Genomic DNA, 22,354 nt, shown 5'->3' with positions numbered 1-22,354 from the left:
GTCGGGCCCGGCGCCGGGCACGTGCTACGACAGGCACGTGCTCGGCGTCGCGTGTTCCGGGTCGAGCGCGTTGGCCACCTCGTGGTGGGCGACGCGGTCGAGGATGCCTGTCGCCACATGCTCCGACAGGTCGACGGGGCACAGGTCCTGGAGGGTTACGTTGCGGACGTTCGGGCCGTCGAGGAACTGGGTGCGGTACGGGGTGACCACCTCGTCGTACTTGGTGGAGATGACGGTGTAGCGCACGCCCGGCACCGTGTCCCCGCCCTCGTTGAGCTTGGTCAGGAACGCCGATCCCGCCACCTGGTCGGCGAGCCCCGGGGTCTTCATGGTGAGCAGGTCCTCGACACCGGGGAAGTACGGAAGCAGCTTGGTGAGGCCGAGCAGGGTGGTGCCGTGGTTGTCCGGCGCGAGCCCTATGAGGGCGTTCACCTTGTCGGCGCCGCCGAGGAACTTGAGGTAGTGGCGGGGCATCATGCCGCCCTGCGAGTGGCCGACGAGGTCCGCCTTCTTCGCGCCCGTCGAGGCGAGCACCTTGTCGACGAAGCCGTCGAGCTGCTCGGCCGACTTGTCGATGGGGCCGAGCCCGTGGAAGAAGGGCACGCCGGGCAGCTGGCCGTAGTCGAGCGAGAAGACGCAGTAGCCGCGCTTGACCAAGTAGGGCGCGAGGACGAGCCAGTTGTCGACGGAGTTGCCGAAGGTGCCGTGCACGAGGACGACCGGGCGCGGGTGGGCGGCGGACGGCTTGCAGGCGTAGTCGTTCCAGCCGCTCGACACCTCAGATGAAGCGGACGACGCGGACGACGCCGGGTCGGCCGCGGCCGTGGCGGCGGGGGTGAGGGTGACCGCGCCCGTGACGAGAAGGGCGGCGGCGAGCGCGCGCAGCGCTCGTCTCCAGGGCAGCATCGTGTGATCTCCTTGCGGCCCAAGGGAGTTGCGGGGGGTGTGAGCCCTGTGATCCGGATCACGAGGATGTGCCGTGCGCATGCCAAGCTAGGGGGCGGCCCTTGCAGGGGGAAGTTACGCGTCAGTAAAAAGTTCCAGCGATCGCTGGCACGGTCCCCCGCGCGAGGGCGCGGCAGACCCCCTCAGAGCCCCCCCCGCCGCCCGTCACCGGGGCGCCGCCACCAGACCCAACTCGTACGCGATGATGACCAGTTGGACCCGGTCCCGGGCGTCCAGCTTGGTGAAGAGCCGGGCGACATGCGCCTTGACCGTCGCCACGGTGATGAAGAGCTCGGCGGAGATCTCGCCGTTGGACAGGCCGCGGCCGACCAGTGTCAGGACCTCGCGTTCGCGCTCCGTGATGCCCTCCACCGGACGCGCCGACGGCGGCGGCCCCGGTTCCGGGCGGGCCGCGAACTCCGCGATCAGGCGCCGTGTGACGCTCGGCGCGATCAGCCCGTCCCCGGCCGCGACCACCCGGATCGCCGCGAGGATGTCCTCCAGTGCCATGTCCTTGACCAGGAACCCGCTCGCCCCGGCCCGCAGCGCGCCGTAGACGTAGCTGTCGTCGTCGAAGGTGGTCAGGACGAGCACGCGCGGCCCCGCGGACTCCCCTCTGATCAGCCGGGTGGCCTCGATGCCGTCCATGCCGGGCATGCGGATGTCCATCACGACGACGTCGGGGCGTACGTCCGCGGCCAGTCGGACGGCGTCCGCTCCCGTGCCCGCCTCCCCGACGACCTCGATGTCCGGGGTGTCGGCCATCAGCACGCGCAGGCCCGCGCGCACCAGCGGCTGGTCGTCGGCGAGGACCACGCGGACGGTGCCGTCGGCCGCCGCAGGACCGCCGGTCATCGGGCCTCCGCCACCGTGTGCGCGGACGTGGGCGCGGGCAGCCGGGCCGCCACACGGAAGCCGCCCTCGGGGCGCGGTCCCGCGGTGAAGCTGCCGTGCAGCAGGCCGACGCGTTCACGCATGCCGACGATGCCGTACCCCGTGCCCGCGCAGAGCCCGCCGCCGCCGTCGTCCTCCACCTCCACGCGCACCTCGTCCGTGCCGTACGCGAGGGTCACCCGGCACTCCCCCGTCCCCGCGTGCCGTACGACATTGGTGAGTGCCTCCTGCAGGATCCGGAACGCGGCCAGGTCGATGTCGGCGGGCAGCGGCCGCCGTTCGCCGCGCAGCCGCACATCGGCGCGGACACCCGCGTCCAGGGCGGAGGCGACGAGGCGGTCGAGGCCCGCGAGGCCGGGGGCCGGGTCGAGCGGCGCGTCCGGCTCGGACGAGCCGCGCAGCGCGACGAGCGTGCGCCGCAGTCCGGCGAGCGTCTCCCTGCTGGTGGCCTCGATGGTGCTGAGCGCGTTGCGCGCCTCGGCGGGCTGGGTGTCGATGACACGGCTCCCGACGCCCGCCTGGATGGCGATGACGCCGATGCTGTGCGCGATCATGTCGTGCAACTCCCGTGCGATGCGCAGCCGTTCGGCGGTGACGGCCTCCGTGGCGGCGCGGGCGCTCAGCTCGGCGGCGTGCTCCCTGCGCTCGCGCACGGAGTCACCGGCCAGCCACGCGGTGCCCGCCGCAAGGCCGATGAGCCCGCCGAACTGGGCGATCCGCTCCGGGCTCGGCCCCATGGACGGGAAGTTGGTGGCGAGCTGCGCGCCGAACGCCAGGACCACGGCGGCGACCGAGATGCGGCGCGGGCGGGTGGCCGCGATCCAGCCGACGGCCAGGTCGCCGAGGGTCGCCTGGAGATACAGGATCTCCGAGTTCTGCATCTGCGTCCGCGCGACGGCCCAGCCCAGGAGCAGCAGCGCGAGCGCGGGCAGCGGGCTGCTGCGCAGCAGCAGGCCGGTCAGGGCGGTGAGGACGATCAGCGGGACGACCGTCAGCGTGGTGAAGCCGCTGCGCCCGCCGATCATCGCGAAGTAGAGGGCGACGGGGTACATGAGCGCCCCGCACCAGGCCGCGACCGTCCACGCGTACGGCAGTCGGTGCCCTTGCGGTGGGGTGTCCGGCTTGGCATACATGCCCTGAATCGTAGGCGCACACCCCCTGACCTGGGTATTGGCCTGGGGACGTACGCCCGTGGGCTACCCCTGGCCCGCCGGTTTGTGGCCACGGGACCGATGCCGCCGCCACCCCGTGCGGGGCACCGTGGGCCGGGTGATCGAAGTCAATGAACTGACCAAGCGCTACGGCGACACCACCGCGGTGGACCGCCTGAGCTTCACCGTGCACCCGGGCCGCGTCACCGGCTTCCTCGGGCCGAACGGTGCGGGCAAGACCACCACGCTGCGGATGCTCCTCGGCCTGGTCGGACCGAGCGGCGGCACCGCCACCTTCGACGGCCGCCCGTTCCATGACCTCCCGCGCGGCCTGCGGCACGTCGGCGCGCTGCTCGACGCGGGCGACGTGCACGGCGGACGCACCGCGCGGGCACATCTGTCGGCGCTGGCCCGCGGCAACGGCATCCCGCGGCGGCGGGTGGCCGAGGTGCTCGACGAGGTGGGGCTCGCCCGGGCGGCGGGGCGCCGCGTCGGGGGCTTCTCGCTCGGCATGAAGCAGCGGCTCGGCATCGCCGCCGCGCTGCTCGGCGACCCTCCGGTGCTGCTCTTCGACGAACCGCTCAACGGGCTCGACCCGGAAGGGGTGTTGTGGGTGCGCGGGCTCTTCGCACGCCTGGCGGCCGAGGGGCGCACGGTCTTCGTCTCCAGCCACCAGATGAGCGAGATGGAGCACACCGCCGAGCAGCTGGTCGTCATCGGCAGGGGCAGGCTGATCGCCGCGGAGAGCGTCCCCGAGTTCGCCGCGCGCGGCACCCGCCTGAGCGTGCGCGTACGCAGCCCCGAGGCGGCCGCCCTGTCGTCGGTGCTCGTCGCGGAGGGGGCCGCGGTGGAGCCGGCGGACGGGGCCGGGGACGCCCTCACGGTCACCGGGCTGCCCGCCGACCGCATCGGCCAGCTCGCCTTCGCGCACCGGGTCCCGCTGCACGAACTCACCCCCCGTTCCGCCTCCTTGGAGGAGGCGTTCATGGAACTCACCGCCGACAGCGTCGAGTACGCCGCAGGAGAAGCCCGATGAGCACGTCTACGAATACGTCCATGAGTACGCGGGATCGGAGCACGCGGGCCCGCTTCGCCGACCTCGTCGCCGCCGAGTGGATCAAGCTGTGGTCGTTGCGCTCGACCCCCTGGATCCTCGGCGTCGGCACGCTCGTGGTCATCGGGATCAACGTCAACTCCGCCCGCTCCAACGCCGATCTGCTGGCACGCCAGCCGTCCACGTCCCCGGACGGAGCCTTCCAGATCGACCCGATGCACACCGCGTTCGTCGACCCCGCCTACCAGATCCTGATGGTCGTGGCCTGCAGCGTCGGCGCCATCGCGGTCTTCGGCGAGTACACCAGCGGGCTGATCCGTACGACGTTCACGGCCGTCCCCGACCGCCGCGCGGTGGTCCTCGCCAAGATCGCCGTCGTGACGGCGGTCATGCTCGCGCTCGGCGCGGTCGCCGCGGCGGGCTCCTTCTGGCTGACCCAGGCCGTCCTGAGCGACACCATCGGCCTGTCGATCGGTGCCCCCGGCGCGCTGCGCGCCGTCGTGGCCTCCGCACTGCTCGCCCCGCTGTGCGCGCTGGTCGGCATGGCGATCGGCTCCCTCGTCCGGCACGCGGCGGGCTCCGTCGTCACGGCCCTGGTGACGCTGTTGCTGCTGCCCGCGCTCTTCGGGGGCGAGACCTACCGCTGGGTCAAGGAGATCGGCAACGCGATGCCGCACACCGCGTGGACGGCACTGGTCGAGAACCCCGCGATGGACTACCCCCAGGGCAGCTACCCGGAGACGATCGCGGAGGCATGGACCGTCTTCGCCACGTGGCCGCTGGTCGCGGCGGTGGTGACGGTGGTCGTGGTGCGGCGCAGGGACGTGTGAGCCCCGTAAGGGGCGCGGGGAACTGCGCGACCAGCCACATCCGACCCGCAGCTTCGATACCGCCCTTCCAGCGAAGCGCTCAACGTCCCCGGCACGATCGCACCGGGCCCGAACCTCTCCCGCGCCCGGTCGGCGACCTCCTCGATCCGGCGGGCCTTCTCGTCCGCCGGATCGAAGGTGAGCTGATGGGCGGCACGTTCCGCGGGCCCGAGCCCCTCCGCACGCAGGGCGACAGCACGCACCCGGGCCCGCTGCAGGCCGAGCGCCTCGTACATGCGGTACGCGGCGGTGGTCAGCGCGACGGAGTGCGCGGTCGGCTCGGGCAGCGTCCGTGTCCGGGTGGTGGTGGTCCGGTCCGCGTACCGCACGGTGAGGGTCAGCGCGCGGCACACCTGGTCATCGCCGCGTATCCCCGCACCGATCTCCTCGGCGATCGAGAGCAGCGCGCGACGGTGCCGGAAGGGGTCCAACTCATCGCGGGGGAAGGGCCGTTCGGCGGAGAGGGAGCGCGCCACGGCGTTCGGTACGACCCGGGTGCGGTCGATGCCCCGGGCCTTCTCGCGCAGTTCGCGGCCCGCGCGGGCGCCGACGAGCCGCTGCAGGGTGGACAGGGGCGCGGCGGCGACCTTGCCGAGGGAGTCGAGGCCGTACTCGCAGAGGGTGCGGGCGGTGGCACGACCGATGCCGGGCAGCTCGCCGACCGGCCGCTCCGCGAGGAACTCCCGTACGCCGTCCGCTCCTTCGGGCACCGCGCGGGTCACGCCGGGGGCGGCACCGCGCGCGGCCATCCGGGCCAGCATCGGCCCGGGCCCGGCGCCGATCGCGCACTCCACGCCGTACAGCGCGAGTGCCCGCACCCTGATCAGCGCGGCGAGTTCGACGGCACCCCGCCCGAAGTACCGCCGCGCGCCGCGCACGTCGACGAGCGCGGCGTCGGGCGGCAGCGCCTCGACCCTCGGGGTGAACTCGCCGAGCAGGCCGAGGAGCTGGGGCAGGACGGCTTCGTACATGGGAGGCAGCAGGAAGCGTACGTAGAGGGTGTCCACTCCTGCAGGGAGCGGGTTCACCCCTGCAGGGAGGGCGTTCACTCCTGCGTCCGTCCCGACCTCGTCGCCTCCGCCGAAGCCCACCGCACTCACCCCGCACTCCCCGGACTCTGATGCCACAACTTCCGTGTCGCCGACGCCCCTTCGCCCGCCGGACGCAGATCGGCCCAGGGGTGCATCTCGTACCCCGTGGCCATGCGGATGCGCCGCCCGTCGACCGGGTCGCCCGCTGCGGGGCCCCGCGCCGGGTCCGGTTCCGCGAGGCGCAGCGCCACCGCGTCGAGGCCGCCTTCCCTGCGCACCTCCACCAGTTCGGCGAGGTTCCACGCCGCGGAGCCGACCACGCTGAGGCTGCGCGGCCCGCGGCGCTGCACCACGCCGCGTACGAGCAGCAGCCAGGAGTGGAAGACGGTGTGCGCGCACCGTTCGTGCGCGTCGTCGAAGAAGGCCAGGTCGACCAGGCCCGTACCGTCGTCCAGGGTGGTGAAGATGACGCGTTTGCCGGAGCGGATCGGCGGGGTCTGCGTGGCGGCCTTGGCACCCGCGACCAGGACGGTCGCGCCGTGTTCGGCCTCGCGCAGGCGTCGCGCGGAGAGCGCGCCGAGTTCCCGCAGGAACTCCTCGTGGTCGCCCATGAGATGACGGGACGAGTCCATGCCGAGCACGCCGAGTTCGGCGCTGAGCCGTTCGGTGTCGTCGAGGTCGGGCAGGCCCGCGGGCGCGGTCCTGCGCCCGCCCGCCAGGGGGAGCTGGCCCCCGGCCGCGCCGCGCGAGCCCCGCCGCAGTTCGGCCAGGTGGAGTTGCAGATCACGGCGGTTGGCGCCGAACGCGTCGAGCGCGCCGACCTGTGCGAGCCGCTGCGCGACCGGCTTCGAGGGCCTGGCCCGCTCCCAGAAGTCGACGAGCGAGGCGTAGGGCTGCCCGTCGGCGATCCGCGCGGCCTCGGCGTCGCTGATGCCGTGCACGTCGCAGAGGGCGAGCCGCAGACCCCAGACCCCCCGAGGCTCGGACACCAGTTCGATACGGTGAGCGACCGCCGACCGGTTCACGTCCAGCGGCAGGATCGACACCCCCCGCCGCCGCGCGTCCGCGAGCAGCAGCCGCTTCGGGTACATCCCGGGGTCGTGCGTGAGCAACCCGGCGTAGAACGCGGCCGGATGATGGGCCTTCAGCCACGCCGACTGGTACGTCGGCACGGCGAAGGCCACCGCGTGCGCCTTGCAGAAGCCGTACGAACCGAAGGCCTCGACGATCTCCCAGGTGCGGGCGATCGTCTCGGCGTCGTACCCCTTGGCCGCCGCGTGCTGCGCGAACCAGAAGCGGATCCGCCCCTGCGACGCGGGGTCCGAGAGCCCGCGCCGCACCCGGTCCGCCTCGTCGCGCCCGCAGCCGGTCATGATGTCCACGATCTCGATGATCTGCTCGTGGAAGACCACGACGCCGCACGTCTCCTTCAGCGGCTCCGTGAGGTCGGGGTGCGGATAGCGGATCGGCGCGCGGCCGTGCCTGGCCTCGATGAAGGGCCGCACCATGTCGGCGGCGACGGGCCCGGGACGGAACAGGGAGATGTCGACCACCAGGTCGTGGAAGGTCGCCGGCTGCAGCCGCCCGACCAGGTCCCGCTGGCCGGGCGACTCGATCTGGAAGCACCCCAGCGTCTCGGCGGACCTGATGAGTTGATACGTCGCCGGATCGCCCGGCGGCACCGCGTCCACGTCCACCCGTTCCCCCGTGGCCCGCTCGACCTCCGCCACCGCGTGCGCCATCGCCGACTGCATCCGCACGCCGAGCACGTCCAGCTTGAGCAGGCCGAGGTCCTCCACGTCCTCCTTGTCGAACTGCGCCATGGGCAGGCCCTCGCCGCTGGTCGGCACGACGGGCGTACGGGCGAGCAGCGAGGCGTCGGAGAGCAGCACCCCGCACGGGTGCATGGCGACACCGCGCGGCAGTGCGTCGAGCGCCTCGACCAGCTCCCACAGCCGGTCGCGGTCCCCCAACTCCTCTGCGATCTGCTGCAGTTCCGGCAGCTCCTCCATCGCCGCGCGGGCGTCGCGGGCGCGGATGTGCGGGAAGGCCTTGGCGATCCGGTCGATGTCGGCCGGGTCCATGGACAGGGCCGCGCCCACGTCGCGCACGGCGTGCCGCACCCGGTAGGTCTCGGGCATGGCGACCGTGGCGACCCGTTCGGTGCCGAAGCGGCCGATGATCGCGCGGTAGACCTCCAGGCGGCGGGCCGACTCGACGTCGATGTCGATGTCCGGCAGGACGTGCCGCCGCTTGGACAGGAACCGCTCCATGAGAAGGCCGTGCTCGACGGGGTCGGCGTGCGCGATGCCGATGAGGTGGTTGACCAGGGATCCGGCGCCCGAGCCGCGCGCCGCGACCCGGATGCCCAGGTCGCGTACGTCGTCGACGACCCGGGCCACGGTGAGGAAGTAGGAGGCGTAGCCGTGGTGGGCGATGATGTCCAGCTCGTGGTGCATCCGCTCCCAGTACGCGCGGGCCCCCGCGGCACGGTCGTAGCCGCGCCGCACCATGCCCGCGGCCGCCCGCGAGGCGAGCACGCGCTGCGCGGTGCGGCGGCCCGCGCCGACCAGGCGCGGCTCGGGGAAGTGCACGGACCCGATGCCGATGTCGTCCTCGGCGTCGACGAGGCACTCGGCGGCGGCCGCCCCGGTCTGTTCGATCAGGCGGTGGGCGGTGTCGCGGCGGAAGCCCGCGGCCTCGACGACGCGCTCGGCGACGCGCAGCATGTCGCCCGCACCCTTCAACCACCGCTCGCCGCCGTCGAGTTCCTTGGTCGGGTCGACGGGGACGAGGCGGCGCGCGGCGTCCAGGACGTCGGCGACGGGCCCCTGTCCGGGGTCGGCGTAGCGCACGGCGTTGCTCAGGACGGGGCGTACGCCCTGCTCGGCGGCGAAGCCGACGGTGCGCGCGGCGAGGCGCAGCGATCCGGGCCCCGTGCCCTCGCGGCCGTGCCAGACGGACTCCAGGCGCAGCGCGTCGCCGTAGCGCTCGCGCCAGGGGGCGAGGAGCCGGGCGGCCCGGTCGGGGCGGCCCGCGGCGAGCGCGCGCCCCACGTCGGAGGCGGGCCCGAGCAGCACGGTCAGGCCCTCGCCGTGGTTCTCCCGCCACGGCAGGACGGGCTGCCCGTCAGCCGCGCGGTGCGCGGCGGTGACCAGGCGGCAGAGCGCGGCCCAGCCGGTGGCGCCGTCGCGGGCGAGGAAGGTCACGCGCGGGGTCGACTCGTCGATGAAGGCACCGCCGCGCACGGGGGCCCTTCGCCGCTCGTCCCGTGCGGGGGCGGGCTCCCCCACCGCCAGTTCGGCCCCGAACAGCGGCCGCACCCCCGCCTTCGCGCAGGCCTTGGCGAACCGGACGGTGCCCGCGAGGGTGTCCCTGTCGGTGAGCGCGAGGGCGTCCATGCCCCGCTCGGCGGCGCGTTCGGCGAGCCGCTCCGGGTGCGAGGCGCCGTAGCGCAGGGAGAACCCGGAGACGGTGTGCAGATGCGTGAACCCGGGCACACGCACCTCCTGTAACCCTGAATCGATCCGATCTCGCATCCCCCGCCTCCACCATAGACCAGTTTCGAACTCACGTACGACACGAGTGTTCGATTAACTGTCCGGAGGCGCCCCCGGCCCCCTCCTGTCGTCCGTTCGGACCATCCCACCTGCGGGAACGCCCCGCGCCCCCGAGCGTGGGGGCATGAGGTTCGCCGACGAATTGAAGAGCGCCGTCACTCCGCGAGCAGCCCTGCTCGTCATCGGCGTACTCGCCCTGCAACTGCTGTTCATCGCCTCCTACGTAGGAGCCCTGCACAACCCGAAACCGACGGACGTGCCCTTCGGAGTGGTCGCCCCGGGCCCCGCGGCCGAGCAGACCGCCGACGGGCTGAAGAAGCTCCCCGGCGAACCGCTCGACCCCCGCGTGGTCGAGGACGAGGCCACGGCCCGCCACCAGATCATGAACCGCGACATCGACGGCGCCCTGATCGTCGACCCGCGGGGCACCACCGACACCCTCCTGGTCGCCTCCGGCGGCGGCACCGCCCTCTCCAGGACCCTGACCGAGCTCACCGCCAAGGTCGAAGGGGCCGAGAAGCGCGCCGTGAAGACCATCGACGTGGCCCCGGCGTCGAACCAGGACTTCAACGGACTCTCGTCCTTCTACCTGGTCGTCGGCTGGTGCGTCGGCGGCTATCTGTGCGCGTCGATCCTCGCGATCAGCGCGGGCTCCCGGGCCGCCAACGTGCCACGCGCGGTCATCAGGCTCGGCACCATGGCGCTCTACTCGATCGTCGGCGGGCTCGGCGGCGCGATCATCATCGGGCCGATCCTCGGCGCCCTGCCCGGCAGCATCATGGGCCTGTGGGGCCTCGGCGCCCTGGTGATCTTCGGGGTCGGCGCGATCACGCTCGCCCTGCAGTCGCTCACCGGCATCGTGGGCATCGGCCTCGCCGTCCTGCTCGTCGTCATCGCGGGCAACCCGAGCGCGGGCGGCGCCTTCCCGCTGCCGATGCTGCCGCCCTTCTGGGAGGCGATCGGGCCCTGGCTGCCGCCGGGCGCGGGCACCTGGGTGGCGCGCTCCATCGCGTACTTCGAGGGCAACGCGGTCACCGGACCGCTCCTCGTCCTCTCCGCCTGGGCCGTCCTCGGCGTCGTCGTCACCCTCGCCCTGTCCGCCCGCAACAAGAACAAGAACAACGGCTCGATCGACCTGACCGGCACGAGCTACGGCAAGGGCATCGCGTGAACTTCCCGCACCGCACGGGCCCCGCGGCCCAGGCGGTCTCCGTCAAACGCATGGAGCCCACCGCACAGGCCCAGCTGGGCCCGCTCGGGCTCACCGGCTTCATCGTGGTCACCATGATCGCCACCGGCATCGACGCGGGCGTCTTCCCCGAGAAGCTCCTGCACTCGGTCGTCCCCCTGGTCGGCTTCTTCATCGGCGGCCTCGCCCAGCTGCTCGCGGGGCTCTTCCAGGCACAGCGCGGCGACACCTGGCACGCCACGGTCTTCGGCGGCTTCGGGCTCTTCTGGATGGCGAAGGCGCTGATGCTGCTCTGGGTGCTTCCCGGCCTCGACCCTTCGCTGCGCGGCGACACCATGGGCCTGTTCACGCTCCCCTGGGTGTTCGTGGTCTTCGTGCTGTGGCTCGCGAGCTTCCGCATCCATCTGGCGCTGCTGCTCACCTTCACCTGCGTGCTCGTCGTGTTCGTGGCGATGACCTGCAACGGCTTCACCGGCTCGGTCGGCTGGAACCGCGTCGCGGGCTGGTTCGGGCTCGGCGCGAGCGCCGGGGCGCTCTACCTGCTCGCGGGCCAGGTGATGGCGTCCACGTGGGGCCGCCCGGTCCTGCCGATGGGCCGCTTCCTCGCGCCGGACGCCCCGGACGTACAGCCGGAGACATGAGCGGAGGGCTTCCCGAGGGGAATTGTCAGACCCGGGTGCGAGGCTGGAACGCATGATCCGCACACTCGCCGTAGAGAACTACCGCTCCCTGCGCAAACTGATCGTCCCGCTGGACCGGCTGAACGTGATCACGGGCGCCAACGGCACGGGCAAGTCCAGCCTGTACCGCGCCCTGCGCCTGCTCGCCGACTCCGCCGCGGGCGGCGCCGTCGCGGCCCTGGCCCGCGAGGGCGGCCTGCCCTCCGCGATGTGGGCGGGCGAGCGCAAGGCGGAGCCCGCCACCCTGCGCCTCGGCTTCGCGGGCGACGAGTTCGGGTACGCGGTCGACTTCGGCGTCCCCCAGTCCAACGGCGCGGGACCGCACGGCGAGCCGTCCATGTTCGCCCTCGACCCCGAGATCAAGCGCGAGTCCACCTGGGCGGGCCCCGTCCTGCGGACCGCGGCGCTGCTCTGCGACCGCGCGGGCCCCGCCGTGCGCACCCGCACGGCCGACGGCGGCTGGCACCGCACCCAGGGCATCCGGCCGTACGACAGCATGCTCAGCGAGTTCGCCGACCCGCAGCTGGCACCCGACCTGCTCAGGCTGCGCGAACTGATCCGCTCCTGGCGGTTCTACGACCATGTGCGCACCGACGCCGAAGCGCCCGCCCGCGCCGCCCGCATCGGCACCCGCACCCCCGTCCTCGGCCACGACGGCGCGGACCTCGCCGCCGCCCTGCAGACCATCCTCGAGATCGGCGACGACGCGGCGCTCGACGAAGCGGTGGACGACGCCTTCCCGGGCAGCCGGGTCCGCGTCGTCGACAACGGCGGCCGCTTCGAGCTCCAGCTCCACCAGCGCGGACTCCTGCGCCCCCTGGGCCCCGCCGAGCTGTCCGACGGCACGCTGCGCTATCTGCTCTGGACCGCGGCACTCCTCACGCCCCGTCCCCCGTCCCTCCTCGTCCTGAACGAGCCGGAGACGAGCCTCCACCCCGACCTCCTGCGCCCCCTGGCCGACCTGATCCTCACGGCGACGAAGGACACGCAGGTGGTCCTGGTGACCCACGCGGACGCCCTCGCGGAAGCGGTGGGCAAGGGCGCGGCCCGCCACCGTGTCGACGTCAACTCCATAGAACTGCTCAAGGAGTCGGGCCAAACGACGGTGGCGGGCCGGGAGAGCCTCTTGGACGAACCTCTGTGGTACTGGCCCAAACGGTGAGTTTGAACCTGCGGCTCGTCAGTGGCTGGTCGCGCCGTAGTACGCCTGCCGCATGAGTTGCTGCATCTCGTCGATCATCGGCATACGGGGGTTGGCCGGCGCGCACTGATCGGCGTACGCGTTCATCGCCTGCTGCGGCAGAGCCTCCATGAAGGCGGCCTCATCCACACCCTCCTCCTGGAAGGACGCGGGGATCCCGCACTTGGTACGCAGCTCCTCCACCGCACGGGCATAGGACTCCACCCCTTCCTCGGGCGTCGCGGCCGCAAGGCCCAGCATCCGGGCGATCTCCTGGAACCGCTCGGGTGCCCGGTAGACCTCCGCCTTCGGCCACGGGGTCGCCTTGCCCGAGACGGTCCCGTTGTGCCGGATGACGTGCGGCAGCAGCAGCGCGTTGGTGCGGCCGTGGGCGACGTGGAACGTGTTGCCCAGGGTGTGCGCCATGGCGTGGACGAGTCCGAGGAAGGCGTTGGCGAAGGCCATCCCCGCGACCGTCGAGGCATTGTGCATCTTCTCGCGCGCCTCGGGGTCCTTCGCCCCGTTCACCACGCACCGCTCCAGGTTCTCGAAGATGAGCTTGATGGCCTGGAGGCAGAGCCCGTCGGTGTAGTCGTTCGAGTAGGCGGAGACGTACGCCTCGGTGGCGTGGGTCAGCGCGTCGAAGCCGGAGTCGGCGGTGACGGTCGCCGGGAGCTTCATCGGCAGGACCGGGTCGACGATCGCGACGTTCGGGGTGAGCGCGTAGTCGGCGAGGGGGTACTTCTGCGCGGCCTCCGGGTCGGAGATGACGGCGAAGGGGGTGACCTCGCTGCCGGTGCCCGAGGTGGTCGGGACGGCCACCATCTGCGCCTTCTTGCCGAGCCCGGGGAACTTGAAGGCCCGCTTGCGGATGTCGAAGAACTTCTCCTTGGTGTCCGCGAACTCGATCTCCGGGTGCTCGTACATCAGCCACATGATCTTCGCCGCGTCCATCGGCGAGCCGCCGCCGAGGCCGATGATCGTGTCCGGCTGGAAGTCCCGCATCTGCGCGGCTCCCGCCCGCACCGTCGAAAGCTCCGGGTTGGGCTCGACGTTGTCGATGACCTGGACGGTGACGGCCTCGGGCCGCGCCGCGAGGATGTCGGTCACGCGGGCGACGAACCCGAGCGTCGACATGGTCTTGTCGGTGACGATCGAGACGCGCCTGATGCCCTCCATCTCCCCCAGGTACCGCAGGGAGTTGCGCTCGAAGTAGATCTTCGGCGGGACCTTGAACCACTGCATGTTGTTGTTGCGCCGTCCGATCCGCTTGATGTTGACGAGGTTGACCGCGGAGACGTTGTTGGACACCGAGTTGTGCCCGTAGGAGCCGCAGCCGAGAGTGAGCGAGGGGAGGAAGGAGTTGTAGACGTCGCCGATGCCGCCGAAGGTGGAGGGCGCGTTGACGATGACGCGGATCGCCTTGACGCGCTTGCCGAACTCCTCGGCGAGCTCCTCGTCCTCGGTGTGGATGGCGGCGCTGTGCCCGAGGCCGTGGAACTCCACCATCTGGGCGGCCAGTTCGAGGCCGTGCCCGGTCGTCTCCGCCTTCAGCGCGGCCAGGATCGGGGAGAGCTTCTCGCGGGTGAGCGGCTCGCCCTCGCCGACCTCCGCGCACTCGGCGACGATGACCGAGGTGCCGTCGGGGACGGAGAACCCGGCCTGTTCGGCGATCCACTGCGGCGACTTGCCGACGACGGCGGCGTTCAGCTTGGCGCCCGAGCAGTTGTTGGCGAAGGCGGTGGTGCCGAAGACGAACTCCTCCAGCTTGGTCTTCTCGGCCGCCGAGACGACATACGCGCCGAGCCGCTGGAACTCCGCGAGCCCTTCCTCGTAGATCTCCTTGTCGAGGATGACGGCCTGCTCCGAGGCGCAGATCATGCCGTTGTCGAAGGACTTGGAGAGCACGATGTCGTGCACGGCCCGCTGCAGCTTGCCGCTGCGTGCGACATACGCGGGGACGTTGCCCGCGCCGACGCCGAGCGCGGGCTTGCCGCAGGAGTAGGCGGCCTTGACCATCGCGTTGCCGCCGGTGGCGAGGATGGTGGAGACGCCCTCGTGGTTCATGAGGAGGCCGGTGGCCTCCATCGAGGGCTCCTCGACCCACTGCACGCAGTTCTCCGGCGCACCGGCCTCGATCGCGGCGTCGCGCACGATCCTCGCGGCCTCGGCGGAGCAGTTCTGGGCGCTGGGGTGGAAGGCGAAGATGATCGGGTTGCGGGTCTTCAGGGCGATGAGCGCCTTGAAGATCGTGGTCGACGTCGGGTTGGTCACCGGGGTCATCGCGCAGACGACGCCGACCGGTTCGGCGATCTCGGTGATGCCGTTCAGTTCGTCGCGGGAGATGACGCCCGCGGTCTTCAGGCCGCGCATCGAGTTGACGACGTGCTCGCAGGCGAAGAGGTTCTTGACCGCCTTGTCCTCGAAGAGGCCGCGTCCCGTCTCCTCGACCGCCTGCCGCGCGAGCTCGCCGTGCTGGCTCAGCGCGGCGAGGGAGGCCTTCTTGACGATGTGGTCGACCTGTTCCTGGTCGTACGACTCGAACCGCTCGAGTGCCGCGAGGGCCCCCTGGACGAGCCCGTCCACCATCTCCTTGGCCTGCATGGCAGGTACTCCTTCGTTGAGACCTTTTCTCTGCTTCCTCAATTCCACACCTGCGCGCACCCGGCGAGGCGCCGAAAAGGGCCTCACCCTCCGGGCAGAAGGTCCCTCCGAAATCTCGGAGGGGCCTTCTGGACCCGTCTTGACCTGCGCGTATCTTCAGGGACTTTGGACCCTTGCGCGCTTGTGAAAGTTTTCACAAGTAATCCGAAAAAAGCCCCGCCCCCACTTTTGCGAGGGCGGGGCATAAAGCTTCGTGCAGGCTCAGCCGATTTCCGCTCCGTAGGCCGACAGGGCCTCCGGCACCGGCTGGAAGAAGGTCTCGCCGCCCGAGGAGCAGTCGCCGCTGCCGCCCGAGGTGAGACCCAGCGCCGTCTCGCCGTCGAAGAGCGCGCCGCCGCTGTCGCCGGGCTCGGCGCAGACGGTGGTCTGGATCAGGCCGTCGACCTGTCCCTCCTGGTAGTTGACCGTGGCGTCGAGGGCGGTGACCTCACCGTCGTGGACCTGGGTGGTGCTGCCGCTGCGCTGCACCTTCTCGCCGACCGTGGCGTCCCCGGCCTTGCTGATCGCCTGGGTGCCGCCGTAGAGGTTCACCTCGCTCGGGTGCGGGGTGTCGCCCGTGTACTTGACGATGGCGTAGTCGTTGCCCGGGAAGCTCGACTCCTCGGTGGTGCCGATCTCCGAGCCGCCCTGCGAGTCCGACCAGCTCTGCACCGCGTTGCCGCAGTGGCCCGCCGTCAGGAAGTAGGGCTCGCCGCCCTTGACCACGTTGAAGCCGAGCGAGCAGCGCGCGCCGCTCCCCCAGATCGCGTCGCCGCCGGCGATGAACGCCTTGTACTCGCCCTTGCTGTGCTTGAGCTCGGCCTTGCCGCCGAGGCCCTTCACGATCGAGCTGACCTTGTCGAGCCGCGCGCCCTTGACCGTGCGGTCCGCCGTGACGACGATCTTGTTCGAGGCCGGGTCCATCGCCCACGAGGTGCCGGGGACGGCCGCCTTGTCGTCCAGGGTCGCCCGGGCGCTCTTCAGCTCGGCCAGGGAGTTCTCGACGATTCTGGCCTTGCCGCCCGCCGACTCGACGGCCTTGGCCGCGCCCTCGTTGAGGACGTTCACCACGAGCGTCCTGGCCTTGGCGTCGTAGTACGTGCCCGCGGCGTCCGAGCCGAGTTCCTTGCCCAGGGACGAGGCGAGCTTTCCGGCCTTGGCCACCGAGAGGGTGTCCGGCGTGGGCTCCGGGGAGTTCTCGCTCGCGTTCGCAGTCTGGAAGGTGATTCCCGCGGCGACCAGCGCGGCGATGCCCGCGCCTGCCACGGCGGCACGCCGCTTGGGTATGCGTCGGTGCTTCAAAACTCACGACCTCCTGTGGGGGGAACGACCCGTCCGGTGTGGGGCCTGACGGGCCGCAGGGCTTACGCGGCACGGAATTTCCACGCTGGAGAAGCCGCGTCCATGCCAAATTGGCCTCGCCCACTATCCCGATGCCCTCCGGTAGCACACAAGGTCTACTTCAGGACGCGCGCACGACAACGGCCGTGCGCCCCCGGGCCGTTGAGCGATCTCTGTCTCACCACGTCGGTTCCCGTTGCAAACACCGCGTGCGAGGGGGCGGTCGCCAGCCTGTGACGTCTAGTCCTGTCCGGTTCTCGACCCCGTGGAGCGGCCGAGCTCTCCGACTTCCGCCTCCCGCACTCCGGATTCCGGCAGCCGCCCGGGGCCCTGCGAAGGACCCTGCATCTCACTCCGCGCCTCGCCCTGGGGCTGCTGCTGCGGGTTCTGCTGGGCGCGTTCGAGGAAGCGCAGGAGTTCGACGGGGAAGGGCAGGACGAGGGTGGAGTTCTTCTCGGCGGCGACGGCCACCACGGTCTGCAGGAGGCGGAGTTGGAGGGCGGCGGGTTCCTCGGACATCTCGTGGGCGGCCTCGGCGAGCTTCTTGGAGGCCTGCAGTTCGGCGTCGGCGTTGATGACGCGGGCGCGGCGTTCCCGGTCGGCCTCGGCCTGGCGGGCCATGGAGCGTTTCATGGTCTCGGGAAGGGAGACGTCCTTGATCTCGACGCGGTCGATCTGCACGCCCCAGCCGATCGCCGGGGAGTCGATCATCAACTCCAGGCCCTGGTTGAGCTTTTCGCGGTTGGAGAGCAGGTCGTCGAGATCGCTCTTGCCGATGATGGAGCGCAGCGAGGTCTGCGCCATCTGCGAGACCGCGAAGCGGTAGTCCTCCACCTGCACGACCGCCTCGGCGGCGTCGACGACCTTGAAGTAGATGACGGCGTCCACCCGGACCGTGACGTTGTCGCGGGTGATGCCGTCCTGCGCGGGCACCGGCATCGTCACGATCTGCATGTTGACCTTGCGGAGCCGGTCGACGACCGGCACGATCATGGTGAACCCCGGTCCGCGCACCGACCGTTGCAGCCTGCCGAGGCGCAGCACCACGCCGCGTTCGTACTGTTTGACGACGCGCGCCGCCGCCATCGCGTAGACCGCTCCGACAGCCCCGGCGGTCACTCCCGCTGCCACCAGCTCCTCGACCATGCCGGCCCCCCAGGGTCCGAATTGGGCGTGTTGGGCGTGCTCTTCGAAGGTAACCCCGTGACGGACACAAAGGGAGAGGGTGACGGGAGGCAAGGGTGAGCCCCCGTCCGGTGGCCGGACGGGGGCTCACCCGCTGCTGGCTGCGTGCGTGCGCGCCGTTCGGTTCAGCGGTTTCAGTAGACGCTGACGTTGTACGCGCGCAGCGCCTCGGTGACCGGCTGGAAGAAGGTCGTGCCGCCCGAGGAGCAGTTGCCGCTGCCGCCGGAGGTCAGACCCAGTGCGGTGGAACCCGAGTACAGCGGGCCGCCGCTGTCGCCGGGCTCGGCGCAGACCGTGGTCTTGATCATGCCGTAGACGACGTCGCCGCCGCCGTAGTTGACGGTCTGGTTCAGCGCGGTGACCCGCCCGGTGTGTATACCGGTCGTGGAGCCTCGCCGGGAGACGTTCTGCCCGACCGTGGCGTCGGCCGCGCGCGTGATGTCCTGGCTGCCCACGGTGCCGGACTTGGTGATCGAGGTGTTGGTGTACTTGACGATGCCGTAGTCGTTGGTCGGGAAGCTGGAGCCCGACGTGGTGCCGAGCACGGTGGTCTTCGCCGAGTTGGCCCACCAGGTGCCCGCACCGTCGGTGCAGTGCCCTGCGGTCAGGAAGTAGTAGGCGCCACTGCTGTCCCGCACGTTGAAGCCGAGCGAACAGCGCCAGCTGGACGCGTAGATGGCGTCCCCGCCGGAGATGTACTTCTGGAACTTGCCCGGTGTGCGCTCGATCTTCAGGGCGCCCGCGTTGCTGCCCGCCGCCGCCTTCAGTTCGGCGATCTCCGCCTTGGAGACCGTGCTGTCGGCCGTGACGACGACCTGCTTGGTCTTCGCGTCGACACCCCAGGAGGTGCCCGCGACATCCGCGTCGAGCACGGCGTCGCTGGCCTGTTCCAGCTGCGCCGCGCTGAAGGTCGCCACGCCGTCGTGCGCGCTGGCCGCGGGTACGGCGAGCGCTCCGGCGGCCACGAGTCCGGTGGCCACGGCGAGCATGGAGGTCCGTCTCGCTATGCCACTGCGGGGGATGGTGCGCTTGATCCTCACGTTGGTTCCTCCCGAGGGAAGTCAGTGGGTCCTTGTGGGTTGAGGACCCGTGAGGCGCAGCCAAAGAGCAAGCCCTCATTCCGGATACGCCGTGCTCCTGACAAGCGCTGCTCGGGAGTATTGGGGGGCGGGACAAGCCGCACAAGGGCGTCTTTCGGCCGCCGACCGATACACGTCGACCGGCCCCGATGGGTTCGTACCTGTCGTACGCCACCGGGGCTGGGGTCATCGGCCGTGCGTCGTGGGCCGCCGTTCGTGCGTCCCTGCGGTCTGACGTCTCAGCGGTCGAGAAGGTTCCGCTCCCCCGCCGCGATCTCGGTGCCGAGGGTGTTGCCGGGCGGCGGGAAGGGGCAGAGGAAGTGGTCGGCGAAGGCGCACGGCGGCAGCAGCGCCCGGTTGAAGTCCACCGTGGTGCGCCCCTCGGCGTCGGGCGCGGCGGGCCGCAGGAAGCGGAAGCGGTAGCTCGACGTGCCGCTCGTGGTGTCCGCGAAGACAGCCCACAGCAATGGGGCCTCCCCTGCTCGAGCGGAGCCGAGAGCTTGGGGAACATCGGCCTCCACGGTCACCTGCAAGGAGTGCTCGACTCCCCCGATGCGGAAGGAGAGTTCACCGCCCAGACCGAGGCCACGCCGCTTGCCGTCCGCGTTGCCGACCGTGACGGTGCGGTCCTCGCCGTACGACGTGAAGCGCCCGGGCACGGCCCAGCGCGCGTCGTACGGCGTGGCCTCGATGCCCTTGAAGGCGCGGCGCGCGGCGGCGTCCGGGTCGAAGTCCCGTACCGCCCAGAGCCCTTCGCGCCGGAGCACGACGAGCCGGTGCCCGCCGTGCGCGACGCGCGCGTCCGGGACAGGGCCGCTGTCGGCGGTCAGCCGGACCTCCCCGGTCACGGGCCGCCCGTCGACGGTCAGCCCGTCGTCGGCGCCCGCGGTCAGGACGACCGCGTCCGGCGTCTCGGCCCACTGCCCGGGCAGCCCAGGGAGCCTGCCCTCCGGATGGTCCGCGAGCCAGTGCGTGCCGGTGAGGGAGAGCGGCCCGTAGGGGGCGGACACGCTCTCCGTGCGCCGCTCGTGCCACTGCTTCCAGTCCTGTACGGCGTCGGCGTCCGCGACGGCGTCGTGTTCGGTGCTCATGGTGATCAACCCTTCCATAGGGGCTCGCGCAGCCCGAGGTGGGAGCGCAGCGTCGCGCCCTGGTATTCCGTGCGGTACACGCCCCGCTCCTGGAGCAGCGGCACCACCCGGTCGACGAAGTCGTCGAGCCCGCCGGGCGTGAGGTGCGGGACGAGGATGAAGCCGTCGGCGGCACCGGTGGCCACGAACTCCGTGAGGTCGGCGGCGACCGCGTCCGGGGTGCCGATGAAGGACTGGCGGGCGGTCGTCTCGATGACGGTCTGCCGGATGGACAGGCCCTTGGCCTCGGACAGGGCCCGCCACTTCGCGGCGACGGCGAGGGGATCCTTGATCTTCACGCGGCCCTGCACCAGCTCCGAGTCCGGGTCCGGGTCGATGTCGGGCAGCGGCCCGTCCGGGTCGTACGCGGAGAGGTCGACGCCCCAGACCTGTTCCAGGGCGAGGATCGCGTTCTGCGGGGAGACCTGCTTGCGGCGGATCTCGGTGGCCTTCTCCTGCGCCTCGGCCGCGGTGTCGCCGAGGACGTAGCTGACCCCGGGCATGATCTTCAGGTCGTCGGGCTCCCGCCCGTACCCGGCCAGGCGTCGCTTCACGTCGGCGTAGAACTCCCGCCCCGCCTCCAGCGTGCCGTGCCGCGTGAAGATGATGTCGGCGGCCGACGCGGCGAACTCGCGTCCCTCCGGCGAGTCCCCGGCCTGGATGACGACGGGGTGGCCCTGCGGGGAGCGCGGGACGGTGAACTCGCCCTCGATCGCGAAGTGTTCCCCGTGGTGCGCGAAGGAACGCTGGCGTCCTTCGGGCGTCCAGGAGTCCCACAGTTCGCGGGCCGTCGCGAGGAACTCGGCGGCCCGGGTGTAGCGGTCTGCGCGGTCCAGATAGCCGCCGCGCCGGAAGTTCTCGCCGGTGAAGGCGTCCGACGTGGTGACCACGTTCCAGGCGGCGCGGCCCGCGCTGAGGTGGTCCAACGAGGCGATCCTGCGGGCGAGTTCATAGGGTTCGTTGAAGGTCGCGTTGACCGTGCCCGCGAGGCCGAGCCGCTCGGTGACGGCGGCGAGCGCGGTCAGGACGGTCAGCGACTCGGGCCGCCCGACGACGTCCAGGTCGTGGATGCGCCCCTTGTGCTCGCGCAGCCGCAGCCCCTCGGCGAGGAAGAAGAAGTCGAACAGGCCGCGTTCGGCGGTGCGGGCGAGGTGCTCGAAGGACGCGAAGTCGATGTGCGAGCGCGACCTGGGGTCGGTCCAGACGGTGGTGCTGTTGACGCCGGGGAAGTGGGCGGCCAGATGGATCTGCCGGTGCTGGGTACGTTCGGTCATGAGGGCTCCCCCGCGAGCGCGGCGTAACGGTTGGCGGGCCTGGCGAGGCCCAGGTGCTCCCGGAGCGTGCTGCCCGGGTAGAAGGTGCGGAACAGGCCGCGGTGCTGGAGCAGCGCGACGGTGCCGTTGACGAGCCGCTCCAGGTCACGGCGCGGCTCGACGGGCGCGAGGTGGAAGCCGTCGACGGCCCCCGCGCGATGCCAGTCGGCGATCAGCTCGGCGAGGTCCACGGGCCCGCCCCGGTAGGCCGGCCCGTCGGCGGTGGGCAGCGGCCCTCCCCCGTGCCCCGGCTCCGCGGCGTACTCCCCGCCGCCGAGGTCGACGACGAGGGCGGCGAACACCCGCAGCGCGTCCGGGTCCCGCCCGAACCGGGCCGCCAGCCCGCGCAGTTCGGCCCGCGCGGCATCGGCCTGCGCGGCGGACGCGGCCCGCACCAGGGCGACATCCGCGTGCCGGGCCGCGGCCTCCCTGGCCCGCGGCTCGGTGGCGTCGACGACGACCACGGGGTGGCCCTGCGGCGGCCGCGGCACGATGGAGGGGCCGCGCACCGAGAAGCCGCGCCCCTCGAAGTCGACGTAGTGCAGTTTGTCGCGGTCGATGAAACGCCCGGTCGGCACGTCCCGTATCTCCGCGTCGTCCTCCCAGCTGTCCCACAGCCGAGCGGCCACATCGGCGACCTCGGCCGCCTCCTGCCACAACTCGTCGCGCGACGCGGCACTCCGCCGCCCGAACAGCCGCGCCTCGGCCTCCGTCGCCGACACGTCGACCGCCCACCCGGCCCGCCCGTGACTGACCCAGTCCAGCGTCGCCACGGCGGCCTGCACATGGAACGGCTCGGTATGCGTGGTCGTCACGGTCGGCACGAGCCCGATCCGACCGGTGGCGGGCGCGACCCTCGCCAACACGGCGAGCGCGTCGAGTCCGGGCCGCGCGAAGGAGTCCCCGAGCGTCACGAAGTCCAACGCCCCGCCCTCGGCGAGCAACGCCAATTCGGCGTACGGGGCGGCTTCATAGGCACCGGGGTGATCCATGGCGGCGGCGAGATGAAGGGGGCCACGGCCGGGTACATGGTGGGTCATCAACTAAACCTTTCTGGCGGGGAAGGCACCCCCTTTCAGGGGCGCGGGGAACTGCGCAACAAGCCCCAGC

At 71.7% G+C, this 22,354-nt stretch carries 16 protein-coding genes and 1 pseudogene; 5 read left to right on the top strand and 12 right to left on the bottom strand.

What is annotated here, in order from left to right:
* Nucleotides 1–24: 24 nt before the first annotated feature.
* The 3 genes from ACFWZ2_RS16470 to ACFWZ2_RS16460 form a co-directional block, all read right to left on the bottom strand.
* Nucleotides 25–906 (bottom strand): esterase/lipase family protein, encoded by an 882-nt coding sequence (locus ACFWZ2_RS16470; protein ID WP_384546098.1) that lies wholly within the window; start codon nt 904–906, stop codon nt 25–27.
* Nucleotides 907–1,110: 204 nt separating this feature from the next.
* Nucleotides 1,111–1,800, bottom strand: a complete 690-nt coding sequence (locus ACFWZ2_RS16465) for a response regulator (RefSeq protein WP_384546096.1) — start codon at nt 1,798–1,800, stop codon at nt 1,111–1,113.
* Nucleotides 1,797–2,972: a sensor histidine kinase gene (locus ACFWZ2_RS16460; RefSeq protein WP_384546094.1), complete on the bottom strand. Its 1,176-nt coding sequence runs from the start codon at nt 2,970–2,972 to the stop codon at nt 1,797–1,799. The genes ACFWZ2_RS16465 and ACFWZ2_RS16460 overlap by 4 nt, the downstream gene beginning before the upstream one ends.
* A gap of 136 nt (nt 2,973–3,108) precedes the next feature.
* Here ACFWZ2_RS16460 and ACFWZ2_RS16455 point away from each other — a divergent pair, with 136 nt between their 5' ends.
* Together ACFWZ2_RS16455 and ACFWZ2_RS16450 are read left to right on the top strand one after the other, a co-directional pair.
* The gene (locus ACFWZ2_RS16455) at nt 3,109–4,026 is read left to right on the top strand and encodes an ABC transporter ATP-binding protein (protein WP_384546092.1); all 918 of its coding nucleotides are present in this window, start codon (nt 3,109–3,111) and stop codon (nt 4,024–4,026) included.
* Between the two features lie 20 nt (nt 4,027–4,046).
* Nucleotides 4,047–4,874 carry an ABC transporter permease gene (locus ACFWZ2_RS16450; protein WP_384546090.1) on the top strand — a complete coding sequence of 276 codons (828 nt, stop codon included), beginning with the start codon at nt 4,047–4,049 and terminating at the stop codon, nt 4,872–4,874.
* A 74-nt stretch (nt 4,875–4,948) separates the two neighbouring features.
* On the opposite strand, the pseudogene ACFWZ2_RS16445 reads toward ACFWZ2_RS16450, so the two are convergent.
* Together ACFWZ2_RS16445 and ACFWZ2_RS16440 are read right to left on the bottom strand one after the other, a co-directional pair.
* Nucleotides 4,949–5,920 (bottom strand): annotated as a pseudogene (locus ACFWZ2_RS16445) (hypothetical protein); the annotation flags it as partial.
* Between the two features lie 89 nt (nt 5,921–6,009).
* Nucleotides 6,010–9,444, bottom strand: coding sequence for a DNA polymerase III subunit alpha (locus ACFWZ2_RS16440; protein WP_384546088.1), 3,435 nt, complete (start codon nt 9,442–9,444; stop codon nt 6,010–6,012).
* Nucleotides 9,445–9,628: 184 nt separating this feature from the next.
* Here ACFWZ2_RS16440 and ACFWZ2_RS16435 point away from each other — a divergent pair, with 184 nt between their 5' ends.
* From ACFWZ2_RS16435 to ACFWZ2_RS16425, 3 genes are read left to right on the top strand one after another with little or no spacing between them, the layout of a single operon-like run.
* Complete coding sequence (locus ACFWZ2_RS16435; RefSeq protein ID WP_384546085.1) at nt 9,629–10,675, top strand: DUF3533 domain-containing protein; 1,047 nt, start codon at nt 9,629–9,631, stop codon at nt 10,673–10,675.
* Entirely contained in the window at nt 10,672–11,334 is a 663-nt protein-coding gene (locus tag ACFWZ2_RS16430; RefSeq protein WP_384546084.1) for an acetate uptake transporter, read from the top strand. Before ACFWZ2_RS16435 ends, ACFWZ2_RS16430 begins: the two co-directional genes overlap by 4 nt.
* Before the next feature lie 52 nt (nt 11,335–11,386).
* A complete protein-coding gene (locus tag ACFWZ2_RS16425; protein WP_384546082.1) occupies nt 11,387–12,535 on the top strand; it encodes an AAA family ATPase in 1,149 nt (382 codons plus the stop codon).
* Nucleotides 12,536–12,553: 18 nt separating this feature from the next.
* Here ACFWZ2_RS16425 and adhE read toward each other — a convergent pair whose 3' ends face one another.
* The 7 genes from adhE to ACFWZ2_RS16390 all read right to left on the bottom strand — a co-directional run bounded on the left by adhE (nt 12,554) and on the right by ACFWZ2_RS16390 (nt 22,284).
* The gene (adhE, locus tag ACFWZ2_RS16420) at nt 12,554–15,157 is read right to left on the bottom strand and encodes a bifunctional acetaldehyde-CoA/alcohol dehydrogenase (RefSeq protein ID WP_384546081.1); all 2,604 of its coding nucleotides are present in this window, start codon (nt 15,155–15,157) and stop codon (nt 12,554–12,556) included.
* A 261-nt stretch (nt 15,158–15,418) separates the two neighbouring features.
* On the bottom strand, nt 15,419–16,498 hold the full coding sequence (locus ACFWZ2_RS16415) for a S1 family peptidase (RefSeq protein ID WP_384546079.1): 1,080 nt from the start codon (nt 16,496–16,498) through the stop codon (nt 15,419–15,421).
* A gap of 279 nt (nt 16,499–16,777) precedes the next feature.
* Nucleotides 16,778–17,683, bottom strand: coding sequence for a slipin family protein (locus ACFWZ2_RS16410; RefSeq protein ID WP_384546077.1), 906 nt, complete (start codon nt 17,681–17,683; stop codon nt 16,778–16,780).
* Nucleotides 17,684–17,856: 173 nt separating this feature from the next.
* The gene (locus tag ACFWZ2_RS16405) at nt 17,857–18,762 is read right to left on the bottom strand and encodes a S1 family peptidase (RefSeq protein WP_384546076.1); all 906 of its coding nucleotides are present in this window, start codon (nt 18,760–18,762) and stop codon (nt 17,857–17,859) included.
* A 278-nt stretch (nt 18,763–19,040) separates the two neighbouring features.
* Nucleotides 19,041–19,892, bottom strand: coding sequence for a DUF1684 domain-containing protein (locus tag ACFWZ2_RS16400; RefSeq protein ID WP_384546074.1), 852 nt, complete (start codon nt 19,890–19,892; stop codon nt 19,041–19,043).
* 5 nt (nt 19,893–19,897) lie between these two features.
* Nucleotides 19,898–21,205 carry an NtaA/DmoA family FMN-dependent monooxygenase gene (locus ACFWZ2_RS16395; RefSeq protein ID WP_384546073.1) on the bottom strand — a complete coding sequence of 436 codons (1,308 nt, stop codon included), beginning with the start codon at nt 21,203–21,205 and terminating at the stop codon, nt 19,898–19,900.
* Complete coding sequence (locus ACFWZ2_RS16390; protein ID WP_384546071.1) at nt 21,202–22,284, bottom strand: LLM class flavin-dependent oxidoreductase; 1,083 nt, start codon at nt 22,282–22,284, stop codon at nt 21,202–21,204. Before ACFWZ2_RS16390 ends, ACFWZ2_RS16395 begins: the two co-directional genes overlap by 4 nt.
* Nucleotides 22,285–22,354: the final 70 nt, after the last annotated feature.

Origin of the sequence: Streptomyces sp. NPDC059002, from assembly GCF_042740435.1 — a bacterium.
GTDB lineage: Bacteria > Actinomycetota > Actinomycetes > Streptomycetales > Streptomycetaceae > Streptomyces.
This window is presented reverse-complemented; position numbering and strand designations above follow the sequence as displayed.

What these genes read in the sequence shown, in the direction of transcription:
- ACFWZ2_RS16395 (WP_384546073.1), bottom strand. Translation starts at nt 21,205, where the DNA reads ATGACCGAACGTACCCAGCACCGGCAGATCCATCTGGCCGCCCACTTC.
- ACFWZ2_RS16470 (WP_384546098.1), bottom strand. Translation starts at nt 906, where the DNA reads ATGCTGCCCTGGAGACGAGCGCTGCGCGCGCTCGCCGCCGCCCTTCTC.
- ACFWZ2_RS16465 (WP_384546096.1), bottom strand. Translation starts at nt 1,800, where the DNA reads ATGACCGGCGGTCCTGCGGCGGCCGACGGCACCGTCCGCGTGGTCCTC.
- ACFWZ2_RS16390 (WP_384546071.1), bottom strand. Translation starts at nt 22,284, where the DNA reads ATGACCCACCATGTACCCGGCCGTGGCCCCCTTCATCTCGCCGCCGCC.
- ACFWZ2_RS16450 (WP_384546090.1), top strand. Translation starts at nt 4,047, where the DNA reads ATGAGTACGCGGGATCGGAGCACGCGGGCCCGCTTCGCCGACCTCGTC.
- ACFWZ2_RS16400 (WP_384546074.1), bottom strand. Translation starts at nt 19,892, where the DNA reads ATGAGCACCGAACACGACGCCGTCGCGGACGCCGACGCCGTACAGGAC.
- adhE (WP_384546081.1), bottom strand. Translation starts at nt 15,157, where the DNA reads ATGCAGGCCAAGGAGATGGTGGACGGGCTCGTCCAGGGGGCCCTCGCG.
- ACFWZ2_RS16460 (WP_384546094.1), bottom strand. Translation starts at nt 2,972, where the DNA reads ATGTATGCCAAGCCGGACACCCCACCGCAAGGGCACCGACTGCCGTAC.
- ACFWZ2_RS16410 (WP_384546077.1), bottom strand. Translation starts at nt 17,683, where the DNA reads ATGGTCGAGGAGCTGGTGGCAGCGGGAGTGACCGCCGGGGCTGTCGGA.
- ACFWZ2_RS16425 (WP_384546082.1), top strand. Translation starts at nt 11,387, where the DNA reads ATGATCCGCACACTCGCCGTAGAGAACTACCGCTCCCTGCGCAAACTG.
- ACFWZ2_RS16435 (WP_384546085.1), top strand. Translation starts at nt 9,629, where the DNA reads ATGAGGTTCGCCGACGAATTGAAGAGCGCCGTCACTCCGCGAGCAGCC.